Annotated in this window: 17 protein-coding genes and 1 tRNA gene; 3 read left to right on the forward strand and 15 right to left on the reverse strand. The window is 50.4% G+C overall.

The window, feature by feature from the left end:
* Nucleotides 1-89: 89 nt before the first annotated feature.
* The 3 genes from AC5RDV_RS13050 to AC5RDV_RS13060 all read right to left on the reverse strand — a co-directional run bounded on the left by AC5RDV_RS13050 (nucleotide 90) and on the right by AC5RDV_RS13060 (nucleotide 4,992).
* Nucleotides 90-2,105: a glycoside hydrolase family 97 protein gene (locus AC5RDV_RS13050; RefSeq protein WP_282748509.1), complete on the reverse strand. Its 2,016-nt coding sequence runs from the start codon at nucleotides 2,103-2,105 to the stop codon at nucleotides 90-92.
* A 138-nt stretch (nucleotides 2,106-2,243) separates the two neighbouring features.
* Nucleotides 2,244-4,568: a GH92 family glycosyl hydrolase gene (locus AC5RDV_RS13055; RefSeq protein WP_282748508.1), complete on the reverse strand. Its 2,325-nt coding sequence runs from the start codon at nucleotides 4,566-4,568 to the stop codon at nucleotides 2,244-2,246.
* 286 nt (nucleotides 4,569-4,854) lie between these two features.
* Nucleotides 4,855-4,992, reverse strand: a complete 138-nt coding sequence (locus AC5RDV_RS13060; protein ID WP_172604734.1) for a hypothetical protein — start codon at nucleotides 4,990-4,992, stop codon at nucleotides 4,855-4,857.
* A 67-nt stretch (nucleotides 4,993-5,059) separates the two neighbouring features.
* On the opposite strand from AC5RDV_RS13060, the gene AC5RDV_RS13065 reads away from it, so the two are divergent.
* From AC5RDV_RS13065 to AC5RDV_RS13075, 3 genes are read left to right on the forward strand one after another with little or no spacing between them, the layout of a single operon-like run.
* Entirely contained in the window at nucleotides 5,060-6,445 is a 1,386-nt protein-coding gene (locus tag AC5RDV_RS13065; protein ID WP_282748507.1) for a sugar porter family MFS transporter, read from the forward strand.
* An 11-nt stretch (nucleotides 6,446-6,456) separates the two neighbouring features.
* Complete coding sequence (locus tag AC5RDV_RS13070; RefSeq protein WP_282748506.1) at nucleotides 6,457-9,801, forward strand: DUF5107 domain-containing protein; 3,345 nt, start codon at nucleotides 6,457-6,459, stop codon at nucleotides 9,799-9,801.
* Nucleotides 9,792-10,796, forward strand: coding sequence for an aldose epimerase family protein (locus AC5RDV_RS13075; RefSeq protein WP_008624991.1), 1,005 nt, complete (start codon nucleotides 9,792-9,794; stop codon nucleotides 10,794-10,796). Before AC5RDV_RS13070 ends, AC5RDV_RS13075 begins: the two co-directional genes overlap by 10 nt.
* A gap of 120 nt (nucleotides 10,797-10,916) precedes the next feature.
* Here AC5RDV_RS13075 and AC5RDV_RS13080 read toward each other — a convergent pair whose 3' ends face one another.
* The 12 genes from AC5RDV_RS13080 to AC5RDV_RS13135 all read right to left on the reverse strand — a co-directional run bounded on the left by AC5RDV_RS13080 (nucleotide 10,917) and on the right by AC5RDV_RS13135 (nucleotide 23,531).
* A complete protein-coding gene (locus AC5RDV_RS13080) occupies nucleotides 10,917-11,573 on the reverse strand; it encodes a DUF4276 family protein (protein ID WP_008624992.1) in 657 nt (218 codons plus the stop codon).
* Nucleotides 11,570-12,664: an AAA family ATPase gene (locus tag AC5RDV_RS13085; protein ID WP_276788908.1), complete on the reverse strand. Its 1,095-nt coding sequence runs from the start codon at nucleotides 12,662-12,664 to the stop codon at nucleotides 11,570-11,572. Before AC5RDV_RS13085 ends, AC5RDV_RS13080 begins: the two co-directional genes overlap by 4 nt.
* Nucleotides 12,665-12,999: 335 nt before the next feature.
* A tRNA-Gly gene (locus tag AC5RDV_RS13090) sits at nucleotides 13,000-13,075 on the reverse strand.
* Nucleotides 13,076-13,221: 146 nt separating this feature from the next.
* Nucleotides 13,222-13,611 carry a rhodanese-like domain-containing protein gene (locus AC5RDV_RS13095; RefSeq protein WP_008624996.1) on the reverse strand — a complete coding sequence of 130 codons (390 nt, stop codon included), beginning with the start codon at nucleotides 13,609-13,611 and terminating at the stop codon, nucleotides 13,222-13,224.
* Between the two features lie 38 nt (nucleotides 13,612-13,649).
* Nucleotides 13,650-14,297, reverse strand: a complete 648-nt coding sequence (locus AC5RDV_RS13100; RefSeq protein ID WP_282748504.1) for a nitroreductase family protein — start codon at nucleotides 14,295-14,297, stop codon at nucleotides 13,650-13,652.
* A 34-nt stretch (nucleotides 14,298-14,331) separates the two neighbouring features.
* On the reverse strand, nucleotides 14,332-15,225 hold the full coding sequence (locus AC5RDV_RS13105) for an AraC family transcriptional regulator (RefSeq protein ID WP_008625000.1): 894 nt from the start codon (nucleotides 15,223-15,225) through the stop codon (nucleotides 14,332-14,334).
* 150 nt (nucleotides 15,226-15,375) lie between these two features.
* Nucleotides 15,376-16,656: a phosphopyruvate hydratase gene (eno, locus tag AC5RDV_RS13110; protein WP_276788916.1), complete on the reverse strand. Its 1,281-nt coding sequence runs from the start codon at nucleotides 16,654-16,656 to the stop codon at nucleotides 15,376-15,378.
* A 139-nt stretch (nucleotides 16,657-16,795) separates the two neighbouring features.
* Nucleotides 16,796-17,458 (reverse strand): hypothetical protein, encoded by a 663-nt coding sequence (locus AC5RDV_RS13115; protein ID WP_008625007.1) that lies wholly within the window; start codon nucleotides 17,456-17,458, stop codon nucleotides 16,796-16,798.
* Entirely contained in the window at nucleotides 17,433-18,245 is an 813-nt protein-coding gene (locus AC5RDV_RS13120; protein ID WP_008625009.1) for a metallophosphoesterase family protein, read from the reverse strand. Before AC5RDV_RS13120 ends, AC5RDV_RS13115 begins: the two co-directional genes overlap by 26 nt.
* 335 nt (nucleotides 18,246-18,580) lie before the next feature.
* Nucleotides 18,581-19,312: a pyruvate formate-lyase-activating protein gene (gene pflA / locus AC5RDV_RS13125; protein WP_008625012.1), complete on the reverse strand. Its 732-nt coding sequence runs from the start codon at nucleotides 19,310-19,312 to the stop codon at nucleotides 18,581-18,583.
* An 11-nt stretch (nucleotides 19,313-19,323) separates the two neighbouring features.
* Entirely contained in the window at nucleotides 19,324-21,564 is a 2,241-nt protein-coding gene (pflB, locus tag AC5RDV_RS13130; RefSeq protein WP_282748503.1) for a formate C-acetyltransferase, read from the reverse strand.
* 131 nt (nucleotides 21,565-21,695) lie between these two features.
* Entirely contained in the window at nucleotides 21,696-23,531 is a 1,836-nt protein-coding gene (locus AC5RDV_RS13135; protein ID WP_282748502.1) for a DEAD/DEAH box helicase, read from the reverse strand.
* Nucleotides 23,532-23,533 lie beyond the last annotated feature (2 nt).

Below are 23,533 nucleotides of genomic sequence, written 5' to 3' on the forward strand. Positions count from 1 at the left end.
CAGGGGGGTCCCTGAGGACCCGGCCCCCGCCATGCGAAAGGCCGCAGAAGGAAATATCCTTCTGCGGCCTTTCGTATAAAACCTTACTTTCATTCTTCCGTCAGACGAATCGCAAAGCCGCCTCCGCGAGCCATATCCAACGTCAGTTTCGTATTCCGGTCCACATTCATCGTCTCGCAGGCATACGTTGTCGGATGGTCGCCCGACTCCGGTTTATCCTTGAAAACCACGGCGCGGTAGGTCTTCCCGCGTTTCAGGAAACCGAAATCCACCGTCACGCTACGCGGTGTCCAGTTCGTCATGCCGCCCACGTACCAATCCTTACCGGTTTGTTTGGCCATCACGATGTACTCGCCCAAACGGGCATCGAGCGGAAGGGTCTTGTCCCACACCGAAGGAACTTTCGACAGGTAATCCAAGATGTCGGGATATTTGTTATATTCCGAAGGCGCGTCGCACAGGTAACCGATCCAATGGTCGAATATGACATACATGGACAAGACATGCGAACGCGTCCCCATATTCATCGGAGGGATGCTGTCCCGGTCACGCGGTTGGAACTCTTCGGGCGTCACGTTGCGCATGCCGCCCGGCGTGTAATCTTCCGGTCCGACCAATGAACGGATGAAGGGGAAACGTGTATGGTATTCGGGCGTGATGGTCTTTTCCCAGAAATTGCATTCAGCCCCTCTCACGGCCTCATAATTCATCACGTTGGGGTAAGTACGGTTCAATCCCACCGGTACGGGACAACCGTGGAAGATGGCCACCATCCGGTACTGCGCCAACCGTTCGGCAAATTCGCGGCCCCAACGCATGGCAATCTGGTCGTTGCGTTCGAAGAAATCAATCTTGGCACCCGCCACCCCGCACTCGTGCATCTGCTTGATCCAATCATTCGGATTCTCCAACGGGCAACTGGCCCAAGTCCAAACCAATATCTTCACGTTCTTCCCCCGGGCATAGTCGCACAATTCCTTGATGTACTCCATTTTCCATCCGGCATCGAGCGTCATGTACTCTATACCGTTCTCCGAAGCCCAGTCTACATAGTATTTATAAAGTTGCAACGAAAGATGTTTGTTCCCCACCGGGAAGTCCACGCCTTCCACCACGGCTTTGTGCCACCATTCCCAAGCACTCTTTCCGGGTTGTATCCACGAGGTATCCTCAATCTTGCAAGGTTCGGCCAACATGTAGACCAACTCATTGTTCAACAACGTCTTGTCGTCGTCGGACACGATTATGACGCGCCACGGAAACGTACGGTTTCCTCCCGTCCTTGCAATGTAATCCTCACGTGAAATCACCAGATGGTTGGAATACCAACGGTAAGGGTTCGACGGGTCGCCGTCCATCACTTCTTTAGGGTAGGACGCCCACTTTCCGCGCATGGCATTCTGCCCGGCGGCTTCCATATACAAGCCGGGATAATCGTAAGTGTCCGATTCCGTCACCACCACCTTGTAGGGCTTGCCGGGATACTCGAAGAGCACCGGAGAAACGGAAAAACGGCCGGCCGGAATCTCACCCGGCGAACGGTACACCTTGTAAAGCCGCTCGAAATTACGGTAGCCCTGATGAATCTGGTGCACCTTGCCCGACTGTTCACGCTCGGGTGCGGTATTGCTGTCGCACTCCGGGAAATACACCGTAGGGGTAAAAGCGAAATTGAACACGGCATCTTCGCTGTTGATAATGATTTCCTTGTCCCAGTGCGTCACGAAACGGTAAGCCCACCCTTCGTTGTAGGCTCTCACGACCAGGTCGTAGTCCGTGCCGTAAGACAGCACGATTTCATTGTACGCCTCTTCCAGGGTCTTGTTTTTCCCCGCCACGACATCTATCTTGCGGTTCACACGGTCTTTCTTCACAGAGGTCACGGGGTCGCCTCCCACGTTACGCCCGTCGGACAGGTTCATCCCTACCACCGAAGGTTCCACCAACTTCACCTTATCGTACCACACTTCAAATTCCGTACACCCATCCACACGGAGCTTCACCTCCAGTTTCTTGTCGGGCGAAGACAATTTGTACTCTTCCGCTCTCAGGGCAAACGTCCAACAGAAGAATACCGCCAAAGATAACATGATTTTTTGAGCCATATCGCTATATAGATTTAAGAATGATTATTCGTCTGCAAAGTAAGCCTGTTTCACTAAAAGCCGGAATGGAGAGAATCACTTATCACATGGACAATTTTGCGATTCCCTCCATTCCTATATGACTTGCCGTACGGCCGCTCATTCCACACCCCACTGCTTGTTCGGCGTGCTCCCCAACACGAAGTGCAACTCACCGCCACGGACGATATCCTCGTGGTCGATGTAACAACGGTTGTAAGGCTTGCCGTTCAGCGTGGCGGACTGGATGTAACAGGCATCGGGCGCATTCCCCTCCGTAGTGACTACAAACTTACGGCCTTTGGCGTAACGGCGGTCGAGCACGATCTCCACACGGTCGAACACAGGGGCTGTCAATTCATAACGCGGCTCGCCCGGACAAAGCGGATGGAACCCCGCAGAAGCCAGGATATACCAAGCCGACATCTGCCCCACATCCTCATTGCCGCACAGTCCGGCCAGACTGTTCTTGTAAGCGTCCGCACAAATCACACGCGTCCAGTACTGCGTGAGCCACGGCGCCCCCAAGCGGTTGAAGAGGAAAGGCACGTGGTGCACAGGTTCATTGGCATGGTTGTAATAGGGATTCCAATAAAATTCGCGCGGCGTGTTTTCAAAAAAGGATTCCAAATCGGCTAGCACTTTGTCGCGACCGCCCATGATTTCCACCATGCCGGGCACGTCGTGCGGCACGAACCAACCCTGTTGATAGGGATTGCACTCCATGCAACCGTACCACTCCTGCAAGCGTCCCTTTTCCGGCCAGTCCGCCCACGAGCCGTCAGCGTTGCGCACGCGGAACCATCCCTTTTCCTTATCGAAGATTTTACGGTATGCCTGCCCACGCCGGTGATAGATGCCGGCATCCTCCGTCTTGCCCAGAGCCTCGGCCCATTCGCCTACACACCAGTCGAAGTATCCGTATTCCAACGTTTCCGATATGCCGCTGCCGCCGGGCGAGTATCCCAGTTCCGGATGATGGCCGATGCGGTCGGCTGTCTGACGGGCAAAGCGGTAAGCTTTCTCCACGTCGTATCCGCGTATGCCTTTCATATAGGCATCGACGATGACGGCTATGGCCGGATTACCCAACATGCAGCCGCTGTAAGCGTTCAGGAACTCCCAACGTTCGTACACGCCCGTACCGTTTTCCTCGGCCAGAGTGACAAACGAGTTGATCATGTCGTTCACCACCTCCGGATTGATAAGGTTTTGCAGGGGGAACTGGCTGCGGAACACATCCCAACCGCTGAATACCGTACGCTTCTTGAATGCGTCGGTCTTGTACACCTTCCGGTCTCCTCCTACGTATTCACCCGTCACGTCGCGATAGTCACGCGGGTCTATCATCGTGTGGTACAGCGAAGTATAAAAAATCGTGCGCTCATCCTCCGTCCCCCCGAAGATTTTGATTTTCGACAAAGCCTCGTCCCACAGCGCAGCCGCCTTTTCACAATACCGCTCGAAGTCCTCACCCTTCAATTCGGCTTCGAAGTTCGCCTCCGCCCCTTCCAGACTGACAAAGGAAATGGCCGTGCGCATCAGCACCTGTTCGCCTTCACGCGTGGGGAACTCCGTATAAAATCCCAGGTGGTCTCCCTCCATGCGGTCGGGACGTTCCGTCACCTTCGCCCGACGCACCGCCTCGGCAAATTCCGGCGAAGTCACGTTTTCCAACTTGCGCCCCATGCCTTCGGGAAATTCGGCCGACCATACGCCGTAACGTTCCAACGGCTTGCTGAAACGGGTGTAAAAGTAGACCGTATAATCGGCCTTCCCTCCCCCGTTGCCCCAACCGCCTCCGTCGGGCGTGCAACGCATCCATCCGCGAATGGTGTAGTCGTCCACACGCTCCACGTACTGCCGGACAGACGTACCGCCCACACGGCGGGCCAAGTCGATTTGAATGCGCGAACATTCGTTTTCCGGATAAGTGAAACGCATGACCCCGCCGTGAGGCGTGGCCGTCAGCTCCGCCCGGATGTCATAATCGGTCAGGCGGACAGCGTAATATCCTGCACGTGCCGTCTCGCTCTCCTTGTCGTAACGCGAACGGTAGCCCTCTTCCGGACGTTCCGCCTCGCCGCGATACGTATGCAAAGGTCCTGTGGTGGGCATCACCAGATAATTCCCCAAATCGCCATACCATCCGACACCGCTCATCTGGGTCAAGGCAAAGCCTTCGATGGTCGTATGTTCATAACTGTACCCCGAACCGTTGTCGCCTCCGGTAATGGTATTGGGGCTGACCTGCGTCATGCCCCACGGCGTAGCCACACCAGGAAAGGTCTTTCCCAACCCATGTTCGGCCTTGGCCATTTGCGTGTTCGTCGTGGCTCCAATAAACGGATTTACATACTCCGACAAGCGTTTCCCGCCACGAGCCTGCACGCCCAAAGACCACACGACCGCTATGGTCAGCACTCCGGCCTGCTTCAAATTCATCTTTATTTCCATGATATTCCGTATGATATTTAAATAGTATAACTCTGTGTACAAAAGTACGAAAAGAAAAACTTGCCCATGTCCGAAATTCTCGTCAAAAACATGTAATTTTGCTTCATAGTCAATATTTTTTATTGCAGGCCGTAAAACGGGCAGTCCATCAACAACACTCTATCATTCAACTACTTCCGATTCTTTAAAAATCATCAGGAGATTGATTTTTTATTCTGCGCCAAACGATTTTCCACTCTCATGAGATTGATTTTTCGTTCTGCGCCAAACGATTTCACGAACTCCGCTCAACAATCCACCGCCCCCTGTTTGTCAAAATAAGCCACCACACCTCCGGCATTCCGCACCGCCTCCTGTCCACCCCCAAACGCCCCACCGCAAAATCGTCCATATCATAAGTGATTCTATCCATTTCCCAAACCGTAAAAAGCATGTTACTTTGCATCCGGAAATAAACAAACTTAAATCAACTCATTCACATGAAGACGAAAACGAACCTTTACCTGTTTTTGATTGCGCTGATTTCTGCCATGGGCGGATTCCTCTTCGGTTACGACTGGGTCGTCATCGGTGGCGCGAAACCTTTTTATGAACAATATTTCCAGATTGCAAACAGCCCCACGATGCAGGGTTGGGCCATGAGCAGCGCGTTGATAGGCTGCCTCATCGGTGCGTTGAGCGCAGGAAAGTTGAGCGACCGATTAGGACGTAAACCGATTCTGATCGTGGCCGCAGGGCTGTTTATCTGTACAGCCATAGGGACCGGTGCAGCGAATTCCTTCGGATGGTTCAACGTGTTCCGCCTCATCGGCGGATTCGCCATCGGCATCGCCTCGAGCCTTTCTCCTATGTATATAGCGGAAATCGCCCCGGCCCACTTGCGCGGACGTTTCGTGTCCATCAACCAGTTGACGGTGGTACTGGGTATCCTCAGCGCACAAATCGTCAACTGGCAGATTGCCGAACCGGTGGCCGACCATGCCACAGCCGAGATGATCCGCCTATCTTGGAACGGGCAAACGGGATGGCGGTGGATGTTCTGGGCCATGACCGTACCCGCCGCGCTGTTCTTCTTCTTCAGTTTCGTGTTGCCCGAAAGCCCGCGTTGGTTAGCTTCGTCGGGATATAAGGAGAAAGCATTCAGAATCTTCACGAAGATAGGCGGCGCGGCACATGCCCGTGAAGAACTGGCCGCCATCGAAGCCGCCTCGCGCGAAAAGACCGTGGAGGGCGGATTCCGGCAGTTGCTCCATCCCTCGATGCGCAAAATCCTGCTCATCGGAGTGGTAATGGCCGTGTTGCAGCAATGGTGTGGCATCAACGTCATCTTCAACTATGCCCAGGAAATCTTCATGGCTGCCGGTTACGGCGTGTCCGACGTGTTGATGAACATCGTGGTGACGGGAGTAACCAACGTGATTTTCACCATTCTGGCCATGTGCGTGGTAGACCGTTGGGGACGCAAGGCACTGACACTCTTCGGCGCGTTCGGCCTGACGTTGATCTACACTTTCATGGGCGCAGCCTACTGGTTCCACATCAGCGGCGTACTGCTGCTTGTCATCGTGGTGGCCGCCATCGCCTGCTACGCCATGACACTGGCTACGACCATGTGGGTCATCATCTCCGAAATATTCCCCAACCGCATACGGGGTGTGGCCATGTCTGTTTGCACATTTGCCTTGTGGGCAGCCTGCTTCATACTGACTTACACGTTCCCTGTACTGAACACGGGACTGGGCGCAGCCGGGACATTCTGGCTCTATGGCATCATCTGCCTCGCAGGAGGCATCTTCGTATGGCGCCGCCTGCCTGAGACGAAAGGCAAGAGCCTGGAAGAAATCGAACACGAACTTATCCAATAACTTCATACATCATGGAAAAAATCACATCCTATTTGATTCAAAGCACGGTGAACACCTCCGAGGTGCGTGCATGGGAAGAGGACATCCTGCTCCCCACCTACGAAATCGGCAAGGAAGAAAAGAACCCGATTTTCTTGGAAAAACGTGTATACCAAGGCAGCAGCGGTTCGGTATATCCCTATCCGGTAGTAGAAAAAATCTCAGATGAAAAGAAAGACAAGCTTTACCATGCGCTCTTCATCGAGAACGAATATATCAAGGTGATGATACTCCCGGAACTGGGCGGACGTATCCACATGGCCTACGACAAGGTAAAGCAACGCCACTTCGTGTACTACAACCAAGTGGTGAAGCCCGCGCTCGTCGGGTTGACCGGCCCGTGGATTTCGGGCGGTATCGAGTTCAACTGGCCGCAACACCACCGCCCGTCCACGTTCCTGCCCACAGACTTCTCCATCGAGGAGCATGCCGACGGCAGCAAGACAGTATGGTGCAACGAAGTGGAACGCATGTTCCGCACCAAAGGCATGCAGGGCTTTACGCTCTATCCGGGCAAGTCATACATCGAAATCAACGTGAAGATTTACAACCGTACGTCTTTCCCGCAGACGTTCCTGTGGTGGGCCAACCCGGCCGTGGTGGTCAACGACCACTACCACTCGGTGTTCCCGCCCGACGTGAATGCCGTGTTCGACCATGGCAAGCGCGACGTGTCGTCGTTCCCCATCGCCACGGGCACTTACTATAAACAAGACTATTCCGCCGGTGTGGACATCTCGAAATACAAGAATATCCCCGTGCCGACATCTTACATGGCCATCCAGTCGAAATTCGACTTCGTGGGCGGATATGAAGAGGACGTGAAAGGCGGACTGCTCCACGTGGCCGACCATCACGTGTCACCGGGAAAGAAACAATGGACATGGGGCAACGGTGACTTCGGACGCGCTTGGGACCGCAACCTGACGGACGAGGACGGCCCGTACATCGAACTGATGACGGGCATGTACACCGACAACCAGCCGGACTTCACTTGGTTGCAGCCCTACGAGGAAAAGTCGTGGAAACAGTACTTCATGCCCTACGCCGAAGTGGGCTACGTGAAGAACGCCACCAAGGACGCATTGCTGAACATGGAAGTCAAGGAGGGAAAAGGCAAAGTCATCCTGTACACCACCGGAGTGAACAAGGACGTGCATGTGTTCGTCAAGGACAACGTGGGCGGTGCCACCCTTTTCGACAAAGTCATCTCCATCTCTCCGGCAGAACCGTTCCAAGCAGAATTTGCAGCCGAGGGCTTGAAAGACGAAGACATATTGGTTGAAATCCGCAACCACGAGGGCCGCATTTTGGTAAGCTATCAGGCTGACAAACCGGAAATCAAGCCCGTACCGGATCCGGCCAAGGCTGCCAAAGACCCGAAGGACATCGCGTCCATCGAACAGCTCTACCTCACGGGACTCCATTTGGAGCAATACCGCCACGCGACTTACAACCCGATGGACTACTATGAAGAAGCACTGCGCCGCGAACCGGGCGACGTGCGTTGCAACAACGCCATGGGGTTGCTCCTGATGCGCAAGGGACAATTCGCCAAGGCCGAAGGCTATTTCCGTAAAGCCGTCGAAACCCTGACGGAACGCAATCCGAACCCTTACGACGGTGAACCGTATTACAATCTGGGTTGGAGCTGTCTGATGCAGGACAAAACGGACGAGGCGTACGACGCTTTCTTCAAATCGGCTTGGAATGCCGCTTGGCAGGATGCCGCCTATTACAACTTGGCTGCCATCGACTGCCGCAGGGGCAACTTCGAGAAAGCTCTCGACCTGATAGACCGCTCGCTCGTGCGCAACTGGCACCACCACAAGGCACGCCAACTGAAAGCTTCCATCCTGCGCCACTTGGGACGTAAGGAAGAAGCCCTCGACCTGATAGCGGAATCGCTCAAGATAGACCGCTTCAACATGGGATGCCGCTTCGAGCAATATCTTCTCACGGACGACGACAACGTACTGAAGGAAATGCAGCAACTGATGCGCGGCGCAGCCCACGTCTACATCGAATACGCACTCGACTTCGCACAGGCCGGACTTTACGACGAGGCCATCAACCTGTTGGAGGGTTACGCCGCCACACAAAGCTCTGTTTACCCGATGGTACATTACGCGTTGGGTTACTGCCACTCGCGTAAAGGCGACACGGGCAAGGCGTTAGAATGTTACAAGAAAGCCGAACAGGACGACCATTCTTACTGCTTCCCCAACCGCATCGAAGAAGTATTGGTGTTGCAGGACGCGATGAAAGAGAACCACGAAGCCTGCGCCAAAGCGGCCTACGCCCTCGGCAACTTCTGGTATGCCGCACGGCAATACGACAACGCCATCGCATGCTGGGAAGCATCGGCCGCTATCGACCCGGCGTTCCCTACCGTATGGCGCAACCTCTCGCTGGCTTACTACAACAAACGCAACGACCCGCAGAAGGCGGTGGAAACACTGGAGAAGGCTTACCGCCTCGACGAAAGCGATGCCCGCATCCTGATGGAATTGGACCAACTCTACAAACGGCTCGGATGTCCGCAAGCGGAACGTCTCGCATTCCTCGAAGCCCATCCGGCCGAAACGGAAAGCCGCGACGACCTGTCCATCGAGCGCATCACGCTCTACAACCAATTAGGACGCTATGAAGAGGCCAAGGCACTGATTGCCGCTCGCAAATTCCATCCGTGGGAAGGCGGTGAAGGAAAAATCACGGGACAATACACCATCTGCCATGTGGAACTGGCCAAAATCGCCCTGCGCGAACACCGCTACGCCGACGCTTTGGCTTTGTTGCAGGCCACAGACCAATACCCGTATAACTTGGGTGAGGGCAAGCTCATCAATGCCGAAGAGAACGACATCTGGTATTACAAAGGACTGGCTTACCGCGGACTGGGAGACGAAGAAAACGCCAAGCTTTGGTTGCACAAGGCCACCCAAGGCTCTGCCGAACCGCAACAGGCGTTCTTCTACAACGATGCGCAACCGGACAAGATTTTCTATCAGGGACTGGCTTGGCGCGCATTGGGCGAGGAAGGCAAGGCACGCGGACGCTTCAACAAGCTCATCAAGCATGGTGAGAAACACTTGTTCGACCATTGCCGCATAGACTACTTTGCCGTATCGTTGCCCGACCTGGCCATCTGGGAGGACAATCTGGACAAACGCAACGCCATCCACTGCAACTACGTCATGGGATTGGGTTATTTGGGATTGGAAGACCAGATACACGCCATCGAGTACTTGGACAAGGCACGCGCTTTGGACATCAACCACCAAGGCGCACAAATCCATCGTGAATTATGCGAATAAACACACAAGTAATCTGTAATATGCCGACGGGCACCCCGGTCTACGGCTTCCGGTTGACGAACTCAACCGGAGCCGTGGTTGAACTGACCAACTGGGGTGCCCGTTGGCTTTCTGCCATCGTGCCGGACAGGAATGGAGAGATGGCGAATGTACTCGTCAGTCCGGCCGACCCGCTGTCGGACGAGTTCTACATGGGTGCCATCGTGGGCCGCTTTGCCAACCGCATCGGAGGCGCACGCCTCTGCATCGATGGGCAAACCTACGAACTGGAAAAAAACGACGGGCAGAACACAAACCATGGCGGCTTCTCCGGATTCGACCGCATGCTGTGGGACTGGGAAATTTTGGACGACGGTGTACGCTTCAAGCGGCTTTCTCTTGACGGAGAGGGAGGTTACCCTGGCAATGTTCACGTAACAGTGGAATACCGTTGGACCGATGATAACGAACTGTCCATTCGTTACTATGGAACGACAGACAAGGCAACCTTTCTGAATCTGACGAACCATGCCTACTTCAATTTGGGCGGCAAAAAAGAGCGAATCACGGGGCACATATTACACATCCCGTCACATACGATGTTGGACACCACCCCACAGTTCATCCCTACGGGAAAACGGGTAAATGTGGACGGCACGCCTTTCGATTTTACTTCAGCCAAGCCCATCGGACAGGACTTATATGACGACCACGAGCAACTGAAATGGAACAAAGGCTACAACCACTGTTACATACTGAAAACAGAAAAGTCTCCCGACATGGTGGAGGCCGCCCGGTTGTCCAACCCCACCACGGGCCGCAGCCTGACGGTAAAAACCGACCTGCCCTCCGTACTGCTCTACACAGCCGGTTATTACGTCTACCCCGATACCGCCGTCTGCCTCGAAACGCAATACTATCCCGACACGCCATCGCATCCCGATTTCCCCTCCTGCCTGTTGCGCCCCGGGGAGGAATACCGGCAAACTACGGTGTTCCGGTTCGATACGGAATAAGACTTTACATCACCAACACGCCCCAAAATGCGTGTTGGCTTTTTCCAAATACTATAAAATCATCAGATATAAACAACCGACTTTCTGCCTTCATACAATATGCCCCGAACCTCATTCAACCTATATTTTACAGGTGTCAATGATTTGGGTTATCCACCTATTGAATCTCGGACATTTTTCAAGCATACTCATTATCCCCACCTCCAATGCTATTAAGTTTCCCTCCAACACTTTATTGTAATCGGATTTCAAGGCCAACAATCTTTTAGAAGGTGCTCCCTCTGGAGATGAATTTATATCCTCTGGATTTTCATACGAGGAAACAATATTACCTGTTCTTTTAGCACATTCTTCTGGAAAATAGTATGCAAAGCCATTATTATTAGAAAACAAAAGGGCCTCAAATTCATGTAACTGGATATAAGAAAAGAAACGTCTATCTCCGATATTTTCATTCATAGCGCTTTCCAGTGCTTCGACACGCTCTATTTTACTGGCTTTCGCCATACATTCTTCATACCTTGGCATGGTGTTAGGTATCCTGAAAAAATCAATAAATGTAGTCACAACAAAATCCTTTCTTGAAGATTTCAGAAGCAATTTTACGGTATTCCATAAATGTTGGTAATTCACCATTCCACCTCTCCCGTTCCTACTGGTCCGGATTAAAACAGGAGTAATGCTAAATACACCAAATCCCTGTAAATAAGGAGAGATAACAGTATTGACAAACTCCTGCTCAGTTTGTCCTTCCACAACAATATATACACGTCTCATAGCTGTCCTCCTATCATATTCTTCTCCCACAAATCACTAATAGACAAATCGTATTCATCCATCCATGTCGCCAAATCCTCTTCTGACAAATGCCTAAAAACAGATTGGCTTTCAACCCTATCCACAACTATAATATCTTTCACATCAAAACAATTCACTAAATTTGTAGATTGTGTGGATAAAATAATCTGACTCTTATTGGATGCACGTTTAACAAGTTCGGCAAACTTATTTATAGCAGCAGGATGCAAACCAAGCTCGGGCTCATCAATCACAATAATCTCGGGGGTTTTTGATTGCAACAGTAAAGTGGCCAAAGCAATAAAACGTAAAGTTCCATCCGAAAAACTGTATCCGTTAAGATACATATCAGTCTCCTTTTCTTCCCATTCCAGACGTATTCTTTCCTTATCATTCACATCCGGACGTAACTTGAAACACTTAAAATAAGGCGCAATGGAACTTACCACCCCTTCTATCAACCGAAAATTAGTTTCATCATTCTGCATCATAGAATAGAGAAATGCCGCCAAATTAGAACCATTGTCACGAAGGTATTCGTTATCATTGATATTACAATCTCCACGCATAGGAGAACTTGCACTGGTATCATGAAAATGATATACCGTAAAACTACTCAAATATTTCTTTAAATAACCGGCCCTCCATTTGAGATTTTGGATTAAAGAAGATTCTTCAACAGCGGAATCCCATAGCGTCTTATTCCATTCCGTATAATCCTTACCTTCTGTATGGAAATTATTGAAATAATCCCCCGTTTTTTCTATAAATCCCTTATTGGATTGCGCGGGTTTTATTTCAAAAAAGAAAGCATTATTATTGTCGAAATCCAACAATCCATGGACGGAAGGAGATACCTTCCTCCCACGATACAACAAGCTGTCAATACCACCTTTTGACAAAGTATAACTTCCGAACCGTTGCTCATATATGGCTTTCGTCAATTCAAAAAATGAGATAAAATTACTTTTACCCACACCGTTTGACCCAATGAGCACATTCAATCGGTTTAAGGGTAAAGACAAATCCCTTATCGACTTATAATTCTTTATTATAACCTGCTCTATCATATCATACTATTTTTATTATTCCAATCAGTCCCATAAACTCAAAACACATCTCACAAAGCCATGAAACCCCTTCATCCCATTTTGATTTATCATCCATATCAAAAGAGCATACTTTTATCTTTCATTACTTGTACTCCACACAAATATACTATATTCACACAACTCCAACAATCATATTATGGATTAAAGATAAAGTATTAACGATATTTTATGGCACATATCAAGACTTTGCACAGCCATGTTACATTAAACATTATAACAGGGCTATCCGAACAAATGCCCTTTACCTCACGGATACAACAAAAAAGACCTGCTGAAAAACAGCAAGTCTTACATGGAGCGGAAAACGGGACTCAAACCCGCGACCCCCAGCTTGGAAGGCTAGTGCTCTATCGACTGAGCTATTTCCGCGTGATTTCCTTGAAATCGGATGCAAAGATAATGAAAAGAGCCATTATATGCAAGCCTATCGCGAAATTACAGTCATTTTTTACCCAGAATAGTTTCTCCTTTCCACTGGAGCAGCCCCGGACTCATCCATTTCAAGACTTGCCCCGTCACAGTCCGGCCTGCTTCCATTCCATGTATCCACCGTCAAGTTCCACTACCTTATAATGAAGCTCACTCAGAATCCGTGCAGCTTTCTTGCTGCGTTTCCCACTCCGGCAATACAAGGCTATGGTCTTGTTCTTCGGTAAAACGGCCTTGCTCTTCTGTTCGAAATCCGGTTGTAACACGTCTATGTTCATCGCCCCGGCAATATGCCCCTCCGCATATTCTTCGTCCGTACGTACATCTAAACGCACGACCGCCGTATCGGCAATGCATTCTTTGAATTCCGCTACGGAAAGCGAACGGAAATCCCCGTCCGAAACATGGCAACCGAAAAGGCTGCTCAAAAATGCACTCATTCCCATGGCTACCCCCAATATATAGAAACGTCTCATACTTCTCATTCTTTAATCCCCAATCAACAAAAACCGCATCATTCAACCGTCCGGACCCTATTCATATCACGAGGTTTGGGAGAAGGTTCTTCGTCCGGATAACCGAAAGCTATGGCATAAAGTAATTTATGCGTTTCGGGAAAATCCAATTCATCAAGCAATTCACGACCTTCCGGTTCATTCAGGAAACGGCAAATACCACCCAAGCAACATGAACCAATCCCTAACGATTGAGCCGCAATCATCATGTTTCCACCCAACAGCCCGCAATCTACCTGCGACAAATCATAAGTCGTATCGTATGCGATAAATACCAACACAGGTGCACCGTATGCAGCCCGAAGAGTGGTTTCCCCCTGTCCTTTCCCCATAAAATGGCTGTAAGCCGAATCTATCGAAGCCAACAAACGGGGATTGTCCACAACACGTACTTCCCACGATTGAAGTCCCTTCCCGTTGGGAGCATACAGCCCACATTCCACAATCTGCGCCCACTTGTCCTTCTCCACCGGTTGAGGCTTGTATCTCCGGATGCTGCGACGCAGCAGAATCGTATTCACGACTTCATTTTTCACCACCACACTGTCTGCCGCCCCCGTTTCTCCTTCACGGGAAGCAGGCTCCGTATGGCAACTGCAAAGCAGGAAAATGCCTGCTGCTAAAGATAATAGAGATTTCGTATTCATGTCTCGTTCCTCAATTATATAATTATTTAAAACCTTATCCTTTCTTTTTTGATTTATATTCCGACGGCGACATGCCCATGTATTTCGTGAACTGCCGGGAAAAATAAAGCGAATCCTCATAACCGACCAACGGACTGATCTGACTGATTTTCAAATCCGTGAAATCCAGATAATGACAGGCTTCCTGAATACGGAGGTATCCCAAATAACGCAAAGGGGGAGAACCGGTCTTGTCCTCAAAGACATTGGAGAAGTAAGACGGGGAAAGTTTCACTTCGCGGGCAATGTCCGTCAGACGGATTTTCTTATTCAGGTTTTCCTGCATGAAATGAATGGCACGCTGCACCACGTCTCGTTTTTCCTGCACACCCGCAAAACGGCACTCACGGTATTCTCCCAGAAACTTCATGGAACCCAAAAAGTGGAAAAGGCTCGTCGTGGCATACAGCATGTAGTTCTTGTTATACCCAGAACTGACCGAAGCATAAATTTCTTCAAACAGCAGCAGACGTTCTTTGATACGGGAATGTTCTGCCGGTGAAATATCATGCGGCTTACTGAACCCTACGCTGAAAAAGGCGGCTTTTGCGCCATCGAAATGAATCCAGTAAATCGTCCAAGGATTCTCGGCTTTACTGCCATAAGCATGTGCCTTATATTTGGGCAAAATGAAAAACTGGTTAGCCCCAACGTCATAACGCTTACCGTCCAGTTCGAACCATCCCTCCCCCTCTACACAATAAATCAGCACAAACTCATTGGAATCCTCCTCTTTCCGCTCACAATAATGAAAACCTGCATGCGGATAATAACCGATATCCGTGATATAAAGCTCGCGGCCCAAAGGGTCGCGCTTCAACTCTTCTATCAAAAAACCCGGCAAGACGACTATCCGTTCTCCCTTGAATCCTTCCTTTATCCGTGGCATGGCCTTTAATTTTTAAGGTGCAAACAAAGTTAGGAAAAACAAAGATATGAAAAGCCATGCCTTCCTGTTTTTCTTGCAAAAAAAGAGTTGCATTCAGTAAAATATCTCCCGAAGCAACTCTTTTTTCATTCAATCACAATACGTAAAGTCTCACTTGATGCGCTTATAACCATACATAGCCAAATCCCCTAGCTCTTCCTCGATACGGAGCAACTGGTTATATTTGGCCATACGGTCGGAACGGCTCAAAGAACCGGTCTTGATTTGGCCGCTGTTCGTGGCCACGGCAATATCGGCAATCGTAGCATCCTCTGTCTCTCCCGAACGGTGGGAAGTAACCGTTGTATAACCATGGCGATGAGCCATCTCGATGGCATCCAAAGTTTCGCTGAGCGAACCGATTTGGTTCACCTTGATCAAAATGGAATTGGCACATCCCATGGCAATCCCCTTGGACAAGAAGTCCACGTTGGTCACAAACAAGTCATCGCCCACCAACTGGCAACGTCCGCCGATACGTTCCGTCAACTTCTTCCAACCGTCCCAGTCATTCTCGCTCATACCGTCTTCAATGGAATCAATCGGATACTTCGTGATTAATTCTTCCAGGTAGGCAATCTGCTCGTCTGAAGTACGCTTCTTACCTTTCCCACCTTCAAAAATGGTATAATCGTACACTCCATCTTTATAGAATTCGGAGGAAGCGCAGTCCATACCAATCATCACATCCTTACCCGGCACGTAACCGGCAGCCTTAATGGCAGCGATTATGGATTCGAGAGCATCCTCAGTGCCGTCCAATGAAGGAGCAAAACCGCCTTCATCTCCTACAGCCGTGCTCAAGCCACGGCCGTGAAGCACTTTCTTCAAGGCATGGAACACTTCGGCCCCCATCCGCAGCCCCTCACGGAAAGAAGGAGCACCCACCGGACGAATCATGAATTCCTGAAAAGCTATCGGCGCATCGCTATGCGAACCTCCGTTGATGATATTCATCATCGGCACAGGCATCACGTATGTGTTCACGCCGCCAATATAACGATATAAAGGAATGTCCAAATATTCCGCAGCAGCCTTAGCCACAGCCAACGATACCCCGAGAATGGCATTGGCACCTAAATTAGACTTTGTCTTCGTGCCGTCGAGTGCCAACATCTTGTGGTCGATGGCACGCTGTTCCAAAGCACTATAGCCCACCAAGGCCGGAGCAATTACCTTATTCACATTTTCCACAGCCTTCAACACGCCTTTACCTCCGTAACGTTTTTCATCTCCGTCACGTAGTTCCAAGGCTTCGTGTTCGCCCGTAGAAGCTCCCGAAGGCACCGATGAGCGGCCCACCACGCCGCATTCCAATTCCACCTCTACTTCTACCGTCGGATTACCACGGGAGTCCAATATCTCACGCCCTTTGATTGATTTGATTTTCATATTCACTTTTGTTTTTAAATTAAACATCTTTTTCTATGGCAAAGTTCATCACTTTACACCATTCTTACAATACCTGAAAAAAGGGATTCTAACAAGACGCAAGATACTGACTTTTAAGTACGCCTGCAAACAGGAGAAGTTAAATATGCAGTTTTATACCGACAGCCAGACTTAAAATTTCTTTAAACTTGATGCTACGGTCACCAAAGAAAGTACAGAAATCGGTATCACACGCCCCTAATTCATAATACAAGGATATATCTTGTACCCTCCAATTGGAAACATCCGGTATGTCATACACGATACGTTGGCCCAAGGACAGATTGGCACGGATACGAGTTGAGAAACCGTAATATCCTTTAGGATAACGGTCCGGCTCGTGCGTCCAGAACTTATCGCTTAACACGGAGGACAAGAACAAACTGCATGACAAGGGCTGAATCACCCACGCACTTCCTTTCACACGTAACCGCCAGGGCAGATACGATTGTTTCAGAGTGAAAACGGCCTTATGATGTTCACTTTCAAATTTAGGCAGAAAGCCCAACATGACATCTGTCTCCCATTGCTGCTTCTTCCCGTATGTCCAACCCGTACCGATTGAGGCTGCACCGATGCTTCCCGCAAACTGTATCTTGTAATGGTCGGGAATCAAACGTTTCCACCCCTCCATACGGCGTGCCATCATTTTCTCATAGCGTGTCGGGACAGAGTCTGCCCTCTCCGTCGCGCCCTGCCCCATTACAAAAGAAGGCATGCCCACTGAAAACCATATACTAAAAATCGCAACGTTCAATTTCATATCCTTCTTCTTTTATGGTAATGACGTAATACCCTCGCTTCCCGACTGTCGTACATCCGTAATATACGACTCCGTCATCAAAAAACTCCTCTTCTGCCCAACGGTGGATGTGGCCGAACAGACAAAACTGCACATGGGGGAAACTGGCAATGTAATGCTCAAAGGCGCGCCCCACATTGTTGTTGAACTCCCCGTCGCCGGGCGGCACGTGCATGGCCACAATGGTTTTCTCTACGCCCACCGGCATATTCCTCAATTCGTCCTCCATAAAATTGAAATCGGGAACCGGATGGCTGTAATCATATTCGAGCGCGTTGGTATTCAAACAAACAAAACGCACATTGCCAACCGTAAAAGCAAAATTGTCACTCCCGAAAACTTTCTGGTACACATCAAACCCCGTCCCCAGGCAATCATGATTCCCCAACAGGCAAACATACGGCACCCGTAACTTGTTCAAGAAATCACGTGCCCATAAGAACTCTTTCGTCTCCCCGAAGTCTGCCATGTCGCCGCCATGCAACACAAAATCAATGTCGCCACGGTTATTGATGATATTCACGACTTCTTTCGTTTCGTCATACCGGCGTTGGGTATCGCTGATCATGGCAAAACGGAACTCACGCCTTCCCCGCATCTTGTCTTCAATCAAACGGATGTTCTTCTCCGTCAGCCCGGTCTCTCCTTCTATACGCGTATCGTAGGGATGATATTCGATGATTTCGCAAGAAGACAATATTCCCACCCCGCAAAGTACACCCACGACGGAATTGTATATTCTGCTCATAAAAAACACTTTTGAATATCAAAGATAGAAAAAGAAGCAATACGAAACACACAAAAAGTCCATTTCGGATGGATTAGAAGAATAATTCCTCCTTTTAGGACAACACCCCAAGCCTGCCCCACAAGAAAAAAAGCACGACAAGGAGCAAGCATACAGAAGCCCTGAAATCATTTGGCGCAGAATAAAAAATCAATCACAGCCAAACGATTTTTCATTTGGCTGTGATTGATTTCCGTTTTGGCGCAGAATGATCCCCCGCCATTACCTATATGATTTACAACATCTTACGGAAGCCCTCAAGAAGTAAAGGTTTCATACAATATGGCATACCGGCATCAGTCAGGGAAGATGCCTTTATAGCGTGCCTTAATGGCTTCTACCCTCTCCCGAGCAAGAGGAGGCACGTCGGCCAACGGGTAGTCCAACCCGAGTTCCTCGTATTTGAACACCCCCATCGTATGATAAGGCAACCATTCTATTTTGCGCACAACCTTGTAATGTCGTACAAACTCTACCAGTTCATCCAACAGCGTGTCATCGTCCGTCAGGCCGGGTACGACCACATGGCGAATCCAAACCTCCGTACCTCTCTTTTCCAATTCATCAAGCAAAGCCCGGGCATTCCGTCCGTCACTTCCGCTGACTTTCCTGCAAAGTTCGGGGCGAAGCGCCTTAATGTCGAGAAGCACCAGGTTCGTATAATCCAACACTGCACATACGCGTTCATTGAACACGGCCCCTGAAGTATCTAATGCCGTATGAAGGCCTTCCTCGCGGCAAAGACGAAAAAACTCGCGGCAGAAATCAGCCTGCAACAAGGGTTCGCCCCCAGTCAACGTCACCCCTCCACGGGCTATGAAACTGCGTACCTTGAGCACTTCGGCAAGCAATTCCTCCGGAGCCATTTGATAACGGGCCGGACGACCGGCATCCCAAGTGTCCGGATTATGGCAATACAGGCAACGAAGCGGACAACCTTGCAGGAAGGTCACAAAACGAATTCCGGGACCGTCGACGGTCCCGAAACTCTCCAATGAATGTATTTTACCCACCAATGGTTTTTCCATTTCCTTTTATATTATAAAGAGTGGTTGATGGTACGCGAAATGACATCCAACTGTTGTTCACGCGTCAGCTTCACAAAGTTCACGGCATAGCCGGACACGCGGATGGTCAACTGCGGATACTTCTCGGGATGTTCCATGGCATCCATCAACAATTCCTTGTCGAACACATTGACATTGAGATGTTGGCCGCCGTCCGGAGTGAAATAACCATCCAACAGGCCGACCAGATTATTTACCTGAATGTCGCGCTCCTTGCCCAACGTAGCCGGAGATATGGCAAAAGTGTAAGAGATACCGTCGTGTGCATGATGGAACGGAAGCTTGGCCACCGAAGCCAACGCCGCAACGGCTCCTTTCACGTCACGCCCGTTCATCGGGTTGGCCCCCGGTGCAAACGGAGTACCGCCCTGGCGGCCGTCGGGAGTCGTACCGGTTTTCTTTCCATACACCACATTGCTGGTAATCGTCAGGATGGACTGCGTGGCAACCGCATTGCGGTAAGTCTCGTGCTGACGGAGGTAATCCATGAATTTCTCCGTGATTTCCACTGCGATGGCATCCGTGCGGTCGTCATTGTTGCCATAAGGCACATACTCGCCTTCACGCTCGAAGTCCACAGCCAAGCCGCGCTCGTCGCGAACCACCTTCACCTTGCAGTCGCGGATGGCAGCCAAAGAGTCGGCCACGATGGACAAACCGGCAATACCGGTAGCACGGATACGCTGTACGTCGCCATCGTGCAGAGCCATTTCGTATGCCTCATAGTCATACTTGTCGTGCATATAGTGGATAATCTTCAAGGCATTCACGTACACCTTGGCCAACCAACGCATCATCTGCTCGTATTTCTCCATCACCTCGTCATAGTCGAGATATTCGCTCGTAATCGGTTCGAATTTGGGAGCCACCTGCACACCGCTACGCTCGTCGCGCCCGCCGTTGATGGCATACAGCAAGCACTTGGCCAGATTGGCACGGGCTCCGAAGAACTGCATCTGCTTGCCGATTTTCATCGGAGACACACAGCATGCGATGCCATAGTCGTCACCGTAATCCACCCGCATCAGGTCGTCGTTCTCATACTGGATGGCCGACGTGTCGATAGAAACTCTGGCACAGAACTTCTTCCAGTTCTCCGGCAATTTGTCCGCCCACAGCACCGTAAGGTTCGGTTCCGGAGCCGGCCCGAGGTTGTAAAGCGTATGCAGGTAACGGAAACAAGTCTTCGTCACCAACGTGCGGCCGTCAATGCCCATGCCGCCCAACGATTCCGTCACCCATACCGGGTCACCGGAAAACAAGTCGTTATATTCGGGCGTACGCAAGAACCGTACGATACGCAACTTTATAATCATCTGGTCTACCAACTCCTGTGCTTCTTCTTCCGTCAGTTTCCCCTCGCGGATATCTTTCTCGATATAGATGTCGAGGAACGTAGAAGTACGCCCTATGGACATGGCCGCACCGTCCTGGTCCTTCACAGCGGCCAGATAAGCCAGATATACAAACTGCACGGCTTCGCGGGCATCCTTGGCCGGACGGGTCACATCGAATCCGTATGCGGCACACATCTTCTCAAAATCCTGTAAAGCATGAATCTGTTCCGTGACCTCTTCACGGTTACGGATGATTTCATCATTCAGTTCCTGGATGTCGAGGCGTTTTTGGAATTTTTTCTTGTCCTCAATCAAACGTGCCGTACCATACAAGGCCACACGACGGTAGTCACCGATAATCCGTCCACGGCCGTATGCATCCGGCAAACCTGTAATAATGGCCGAACGGCGACATGCCAACATTTCATCGGTATAAGCTGAAAACACTCCTTCGTTGTGCGTCTTACGGTATTTCGTGAAAATCTCTTTCGTCATCGGGTCGAGATGGTAGCCGTAAGCTTCCAGGCTGTTTTCCACCATGCGGATACCGCCTTTCGGAAAAATACCACGCTTGAGCGGGGCATCCGTCTGCAGTCCCACAACCACTTCATTATCCTTATCTATATAACCCGGCCCGTAAGTCGTGATGCTTTGGGGGAGTTTTGTTTCGGTGTCATACACACCCTTCTCACGCTCCACCTTGAACATCTCGGTCAATTTGTTCCACACTTTGCGGGTCTTCTCCGACGACGGCTTCAGGAAAGAATCATCCCCCGTGTAAGGAGTATAATTGTTCTGAATGAAATCACGCACGTTGATTTCCTTCTTCCACAATTCGCCTTTGAAGCCGGCCCAGCTTTCGTTGTTACGTTCCATAATTTATCCGTTTTAGTTATTTATGTGCTAACCGGCTGCAAAGATACGGAGAAATAACGGATTCCCCTATACCGACTTGTAGGTATTTCAAATTTAAAACTATCCTTATACTACTTTTGTATTCATTCCAATCAAAAACCGGACCAATTATGGAACCTGATATACATCCGGTCTGGGTTCCGTGTTACTGTTCCCGGATAAGGAGGCTTAAAATCACAATAACGGTTCCCCGAGTCCAATATCAGGCGATACACATTTTGCCCGGGCAACTTTACCAGAATCATTCCTTTGCTGAATCCAAGAAATTCATATATGAACTGTTCTTTTTTATCATTCACAATCAGATGCTTGCCAATAATAAAGACCTTTCCGGTGGCACTGACCCGCACATCTTCCTTCCGGAACGAGAAGTCTAGCCCGCGTTCCCTGAAGCGGAACATGTACGCGGCATCTTGCTTGACCAGTTCAAACCGCCCGAGACGTCCGAGTTCCGGCATCCTTTCGTAGTGCCTCCGGGTCTTGCCGTCCCAATAAACCTGCTTTCCCGTAAAGTCACACCCCTTAAAAAAGTCCCCTTTGCATTCCACCTTTCCATAAAGTTCCGGCCTCAAATCACGCCCCTTCCCGTCCACCACCGTCACCTTCCCCCGGAAGACGGCATCGTATGGGTAAAAACACAGGGCAAAATAAGGTTCAGGTATCCGTTCTACCCGCACGAACTGAGGGGCACACACCTCTTTTCCATCCAACGCTATGCCGTATTTTCCGCCCTGCATAAAAACTTCCATTCCCTCGCGCTTCTCCTCTTTCCGTTTGATACGGACCATCTCCAGATTCACCAACTGTTTTTCCATGGCCTCTTCTCCTATATATATAGGAAAAGTATTGCCCGTTGTGGGTCGGCCAACCTCCCTTCCATCAAACATCCGCTGCCAGTCCCATCTTTGTATAGGCATACCGAAAGCCAAATACAGTCCCACCTGGTCCAATACCATCACGTGGCTTTTCTTGCAGGATACACGCATCCCCAGCCCCACCTGCTGCAAATATTTGGCCAATGAAAGCGTGGGTCGGGCAAGTTGGATGACCTCTACCTCCGGCACGTCCCATCCTTCCGAGAATATGTCGACGTTGACCATCAACGTGAAACGGCCGTTCCGATAGTCTTCCACCAAACTCCGGCGTTCCTCCGGCGGAGTCTTCGCGTCAATCATGCAACAACTTACCCCGCCATCCCGATAATACTCCAAGATATGACGCGCATGTTCCCGGTTTATGGCATACACTATGCCTTTCTTTCCTGAAGCAAACGTCCGGTAAGTGTCATACAGATGACGGATGCTTTCAGGACAATCCATCACCGTAGCCATCTCTTTCAACTGGTAATCGCCATCCGCACCACGCTTGGACAACAGCCCCACCCGGCGTACCGCCTTACTGTTCGGGTCGGCACTTATATATTCAAAATCAGCCAACCACCCCTCGTCGATAAAGCGTTCCATACTCCACGTTTGGAGCAATACCTCGAACAAGTCCGTGAAAGGTTCGCCGCTCAACCGGCAAGGCGTAGCCGTCAGTCCCAAGAAAAGAGCCTCCGGCCACTTTTCCCACAATATGCGGTAAGTCTTCGCCAAGGCATGATGAGCCTCGTCCACAACCACAACAGAAGGGCAAAAAGAAAGACTATCTATACATCGGCTCAACGTCTGTATGCTCGCCACCCGGACGTTCTCCGCCAACAACGCCTTCCGGCCACCGGCAATCACCCCGTGGCGTACTCCGAAACGAGACAAGGTTTCCGAAATCTGCTCTACCAATTCTATACGGTGCGTCACGACCAACACCCCGTCCGCAGCATTCTCGCGGACCACGGCGGCCATCAAGTACGTCTTCCCCGTCCCTGTAGGCATCTGTACCATCACGCTCCTGATCCCGCCCCACCATTTTTCATACAGGCGGTGCTTCATTT

The organism is Paraprevotella sp. (assembly GCF_986071375.1).

Coding starts and splice junctions, on each gene's coding strand:
- eno (WP_276788916.1), bottom strand. CDS start 16,656: ATGAAAATCAAATCAATCAAAGGGCGTGAGATATTGGACTCCCGTGGT.
- AC5RDV_RS13105 (WP_008625000.1), bottom strand. CDS start 15,225: ATGCCACGGATAAAGGAAGGATTCAAGGGAGAACGGATAGTCGTCTTG.
- AC5RDV_RS13135 (WP_282748502.1), bottom strand. CDS start 23,531: ATGAAGCACCGCCTGTATGAAAAATGGTGGGGCGGGATCAGGAGCGTG.
- AC5RDV_RS13065 (WP_282748507.1), top strand. CDS start 5,060: ATGAAGACGAAAACGAACCTTTACCTGTTTTTGATTGCGCTGATTTCT.
- AC5RDV_RS13060 (WP_172604734.1), bottom strand. CDS start 4,992: ATGGATAGAATCACTTATGATATGGACGATTTTGCGGTGGGGCGTTTG.
- AC5RDV_RS13085 (WP_276788908.1), bottom strand. CDS start 12,664: ATGATAGAGCAGGTTATAATAAAGAATTATAAGTCGATAAGGGATTTG.
- AC5RDV_RS13115 (WP_008625007.1), bottom strand. CDS start 17,458: ATGAAATTGAACGTTGCGATTTTTAGTATATGGTTTTCAGTGGGCATG.
- AC5RDV_RS13055 (WP_282748508.1), bottom strand. CDS start 4,568: ATGAATTTGAAGCAGGCCGGAGTGCTGACCATAGCGGTCGTGTGGTCT.
- AC5RDV_RS13050 (WP_282748509.1), bottom strand. CDS start 2,105: ATGGCTCAAAAAATCATGTTATCTTTGGCGGTATTCTTCTGTTGGACG.
- AC5RDV_RS13120 (WP_008625009.1), bottom strand. CDS start 18,245: ATGAGCAGAATATACAATTCCGTCGTGGGTGTACTTTGCGGGGTGGGA.
- AC5RDV_RS13095 (WP_008624996.1), bottom strand. CDS start 13,611: ATGAGACGTTTCTATATATTGGGGGTAGCCATGGGAATGAGTGCATTT.
- AC5RDV_RS13080 (WP_008624992.1), bottom strand. CDS start 11,573: ATGAGACGTGTATATATTGTTGTGGAAGGACAAACTGAGCAGGAGTTT.
- pflB (WP_282748503.1), bottom strand. CDS start 21,564: ATGGAACGTAACAACGAAAGCTGGGCCGGCTTCAAAGGCGAATTGTGG.
- AC5RDV_RS13075 (WP_008624991.1), top strand. CDS start 9,792: ATGCGAATAAACACACAAGTAATCTGTAATATGCCGACGGGCACCCCG.
- pflA (WP_008625012.1), bottom strand. CDS start 19,312: ATGGAAAAACCATTGGTGGGTAAAATACATTCATTGGAGAGTTTCGGG.
- AC5RDV_RS13070 (WP_282748506.1), top strand. CDS start 6,457: ATGGAAAAAATCACATCCTATTTGATTCAAAGCACGGTGAACACCTCC.
- AC5RDV_RS13100 (WP_282748504.1), bottom strand. CDS start 14,297: ATGAATACGAAATCTCTATTATCTTTAGCAGCAGGCATTTTCCTGCTT.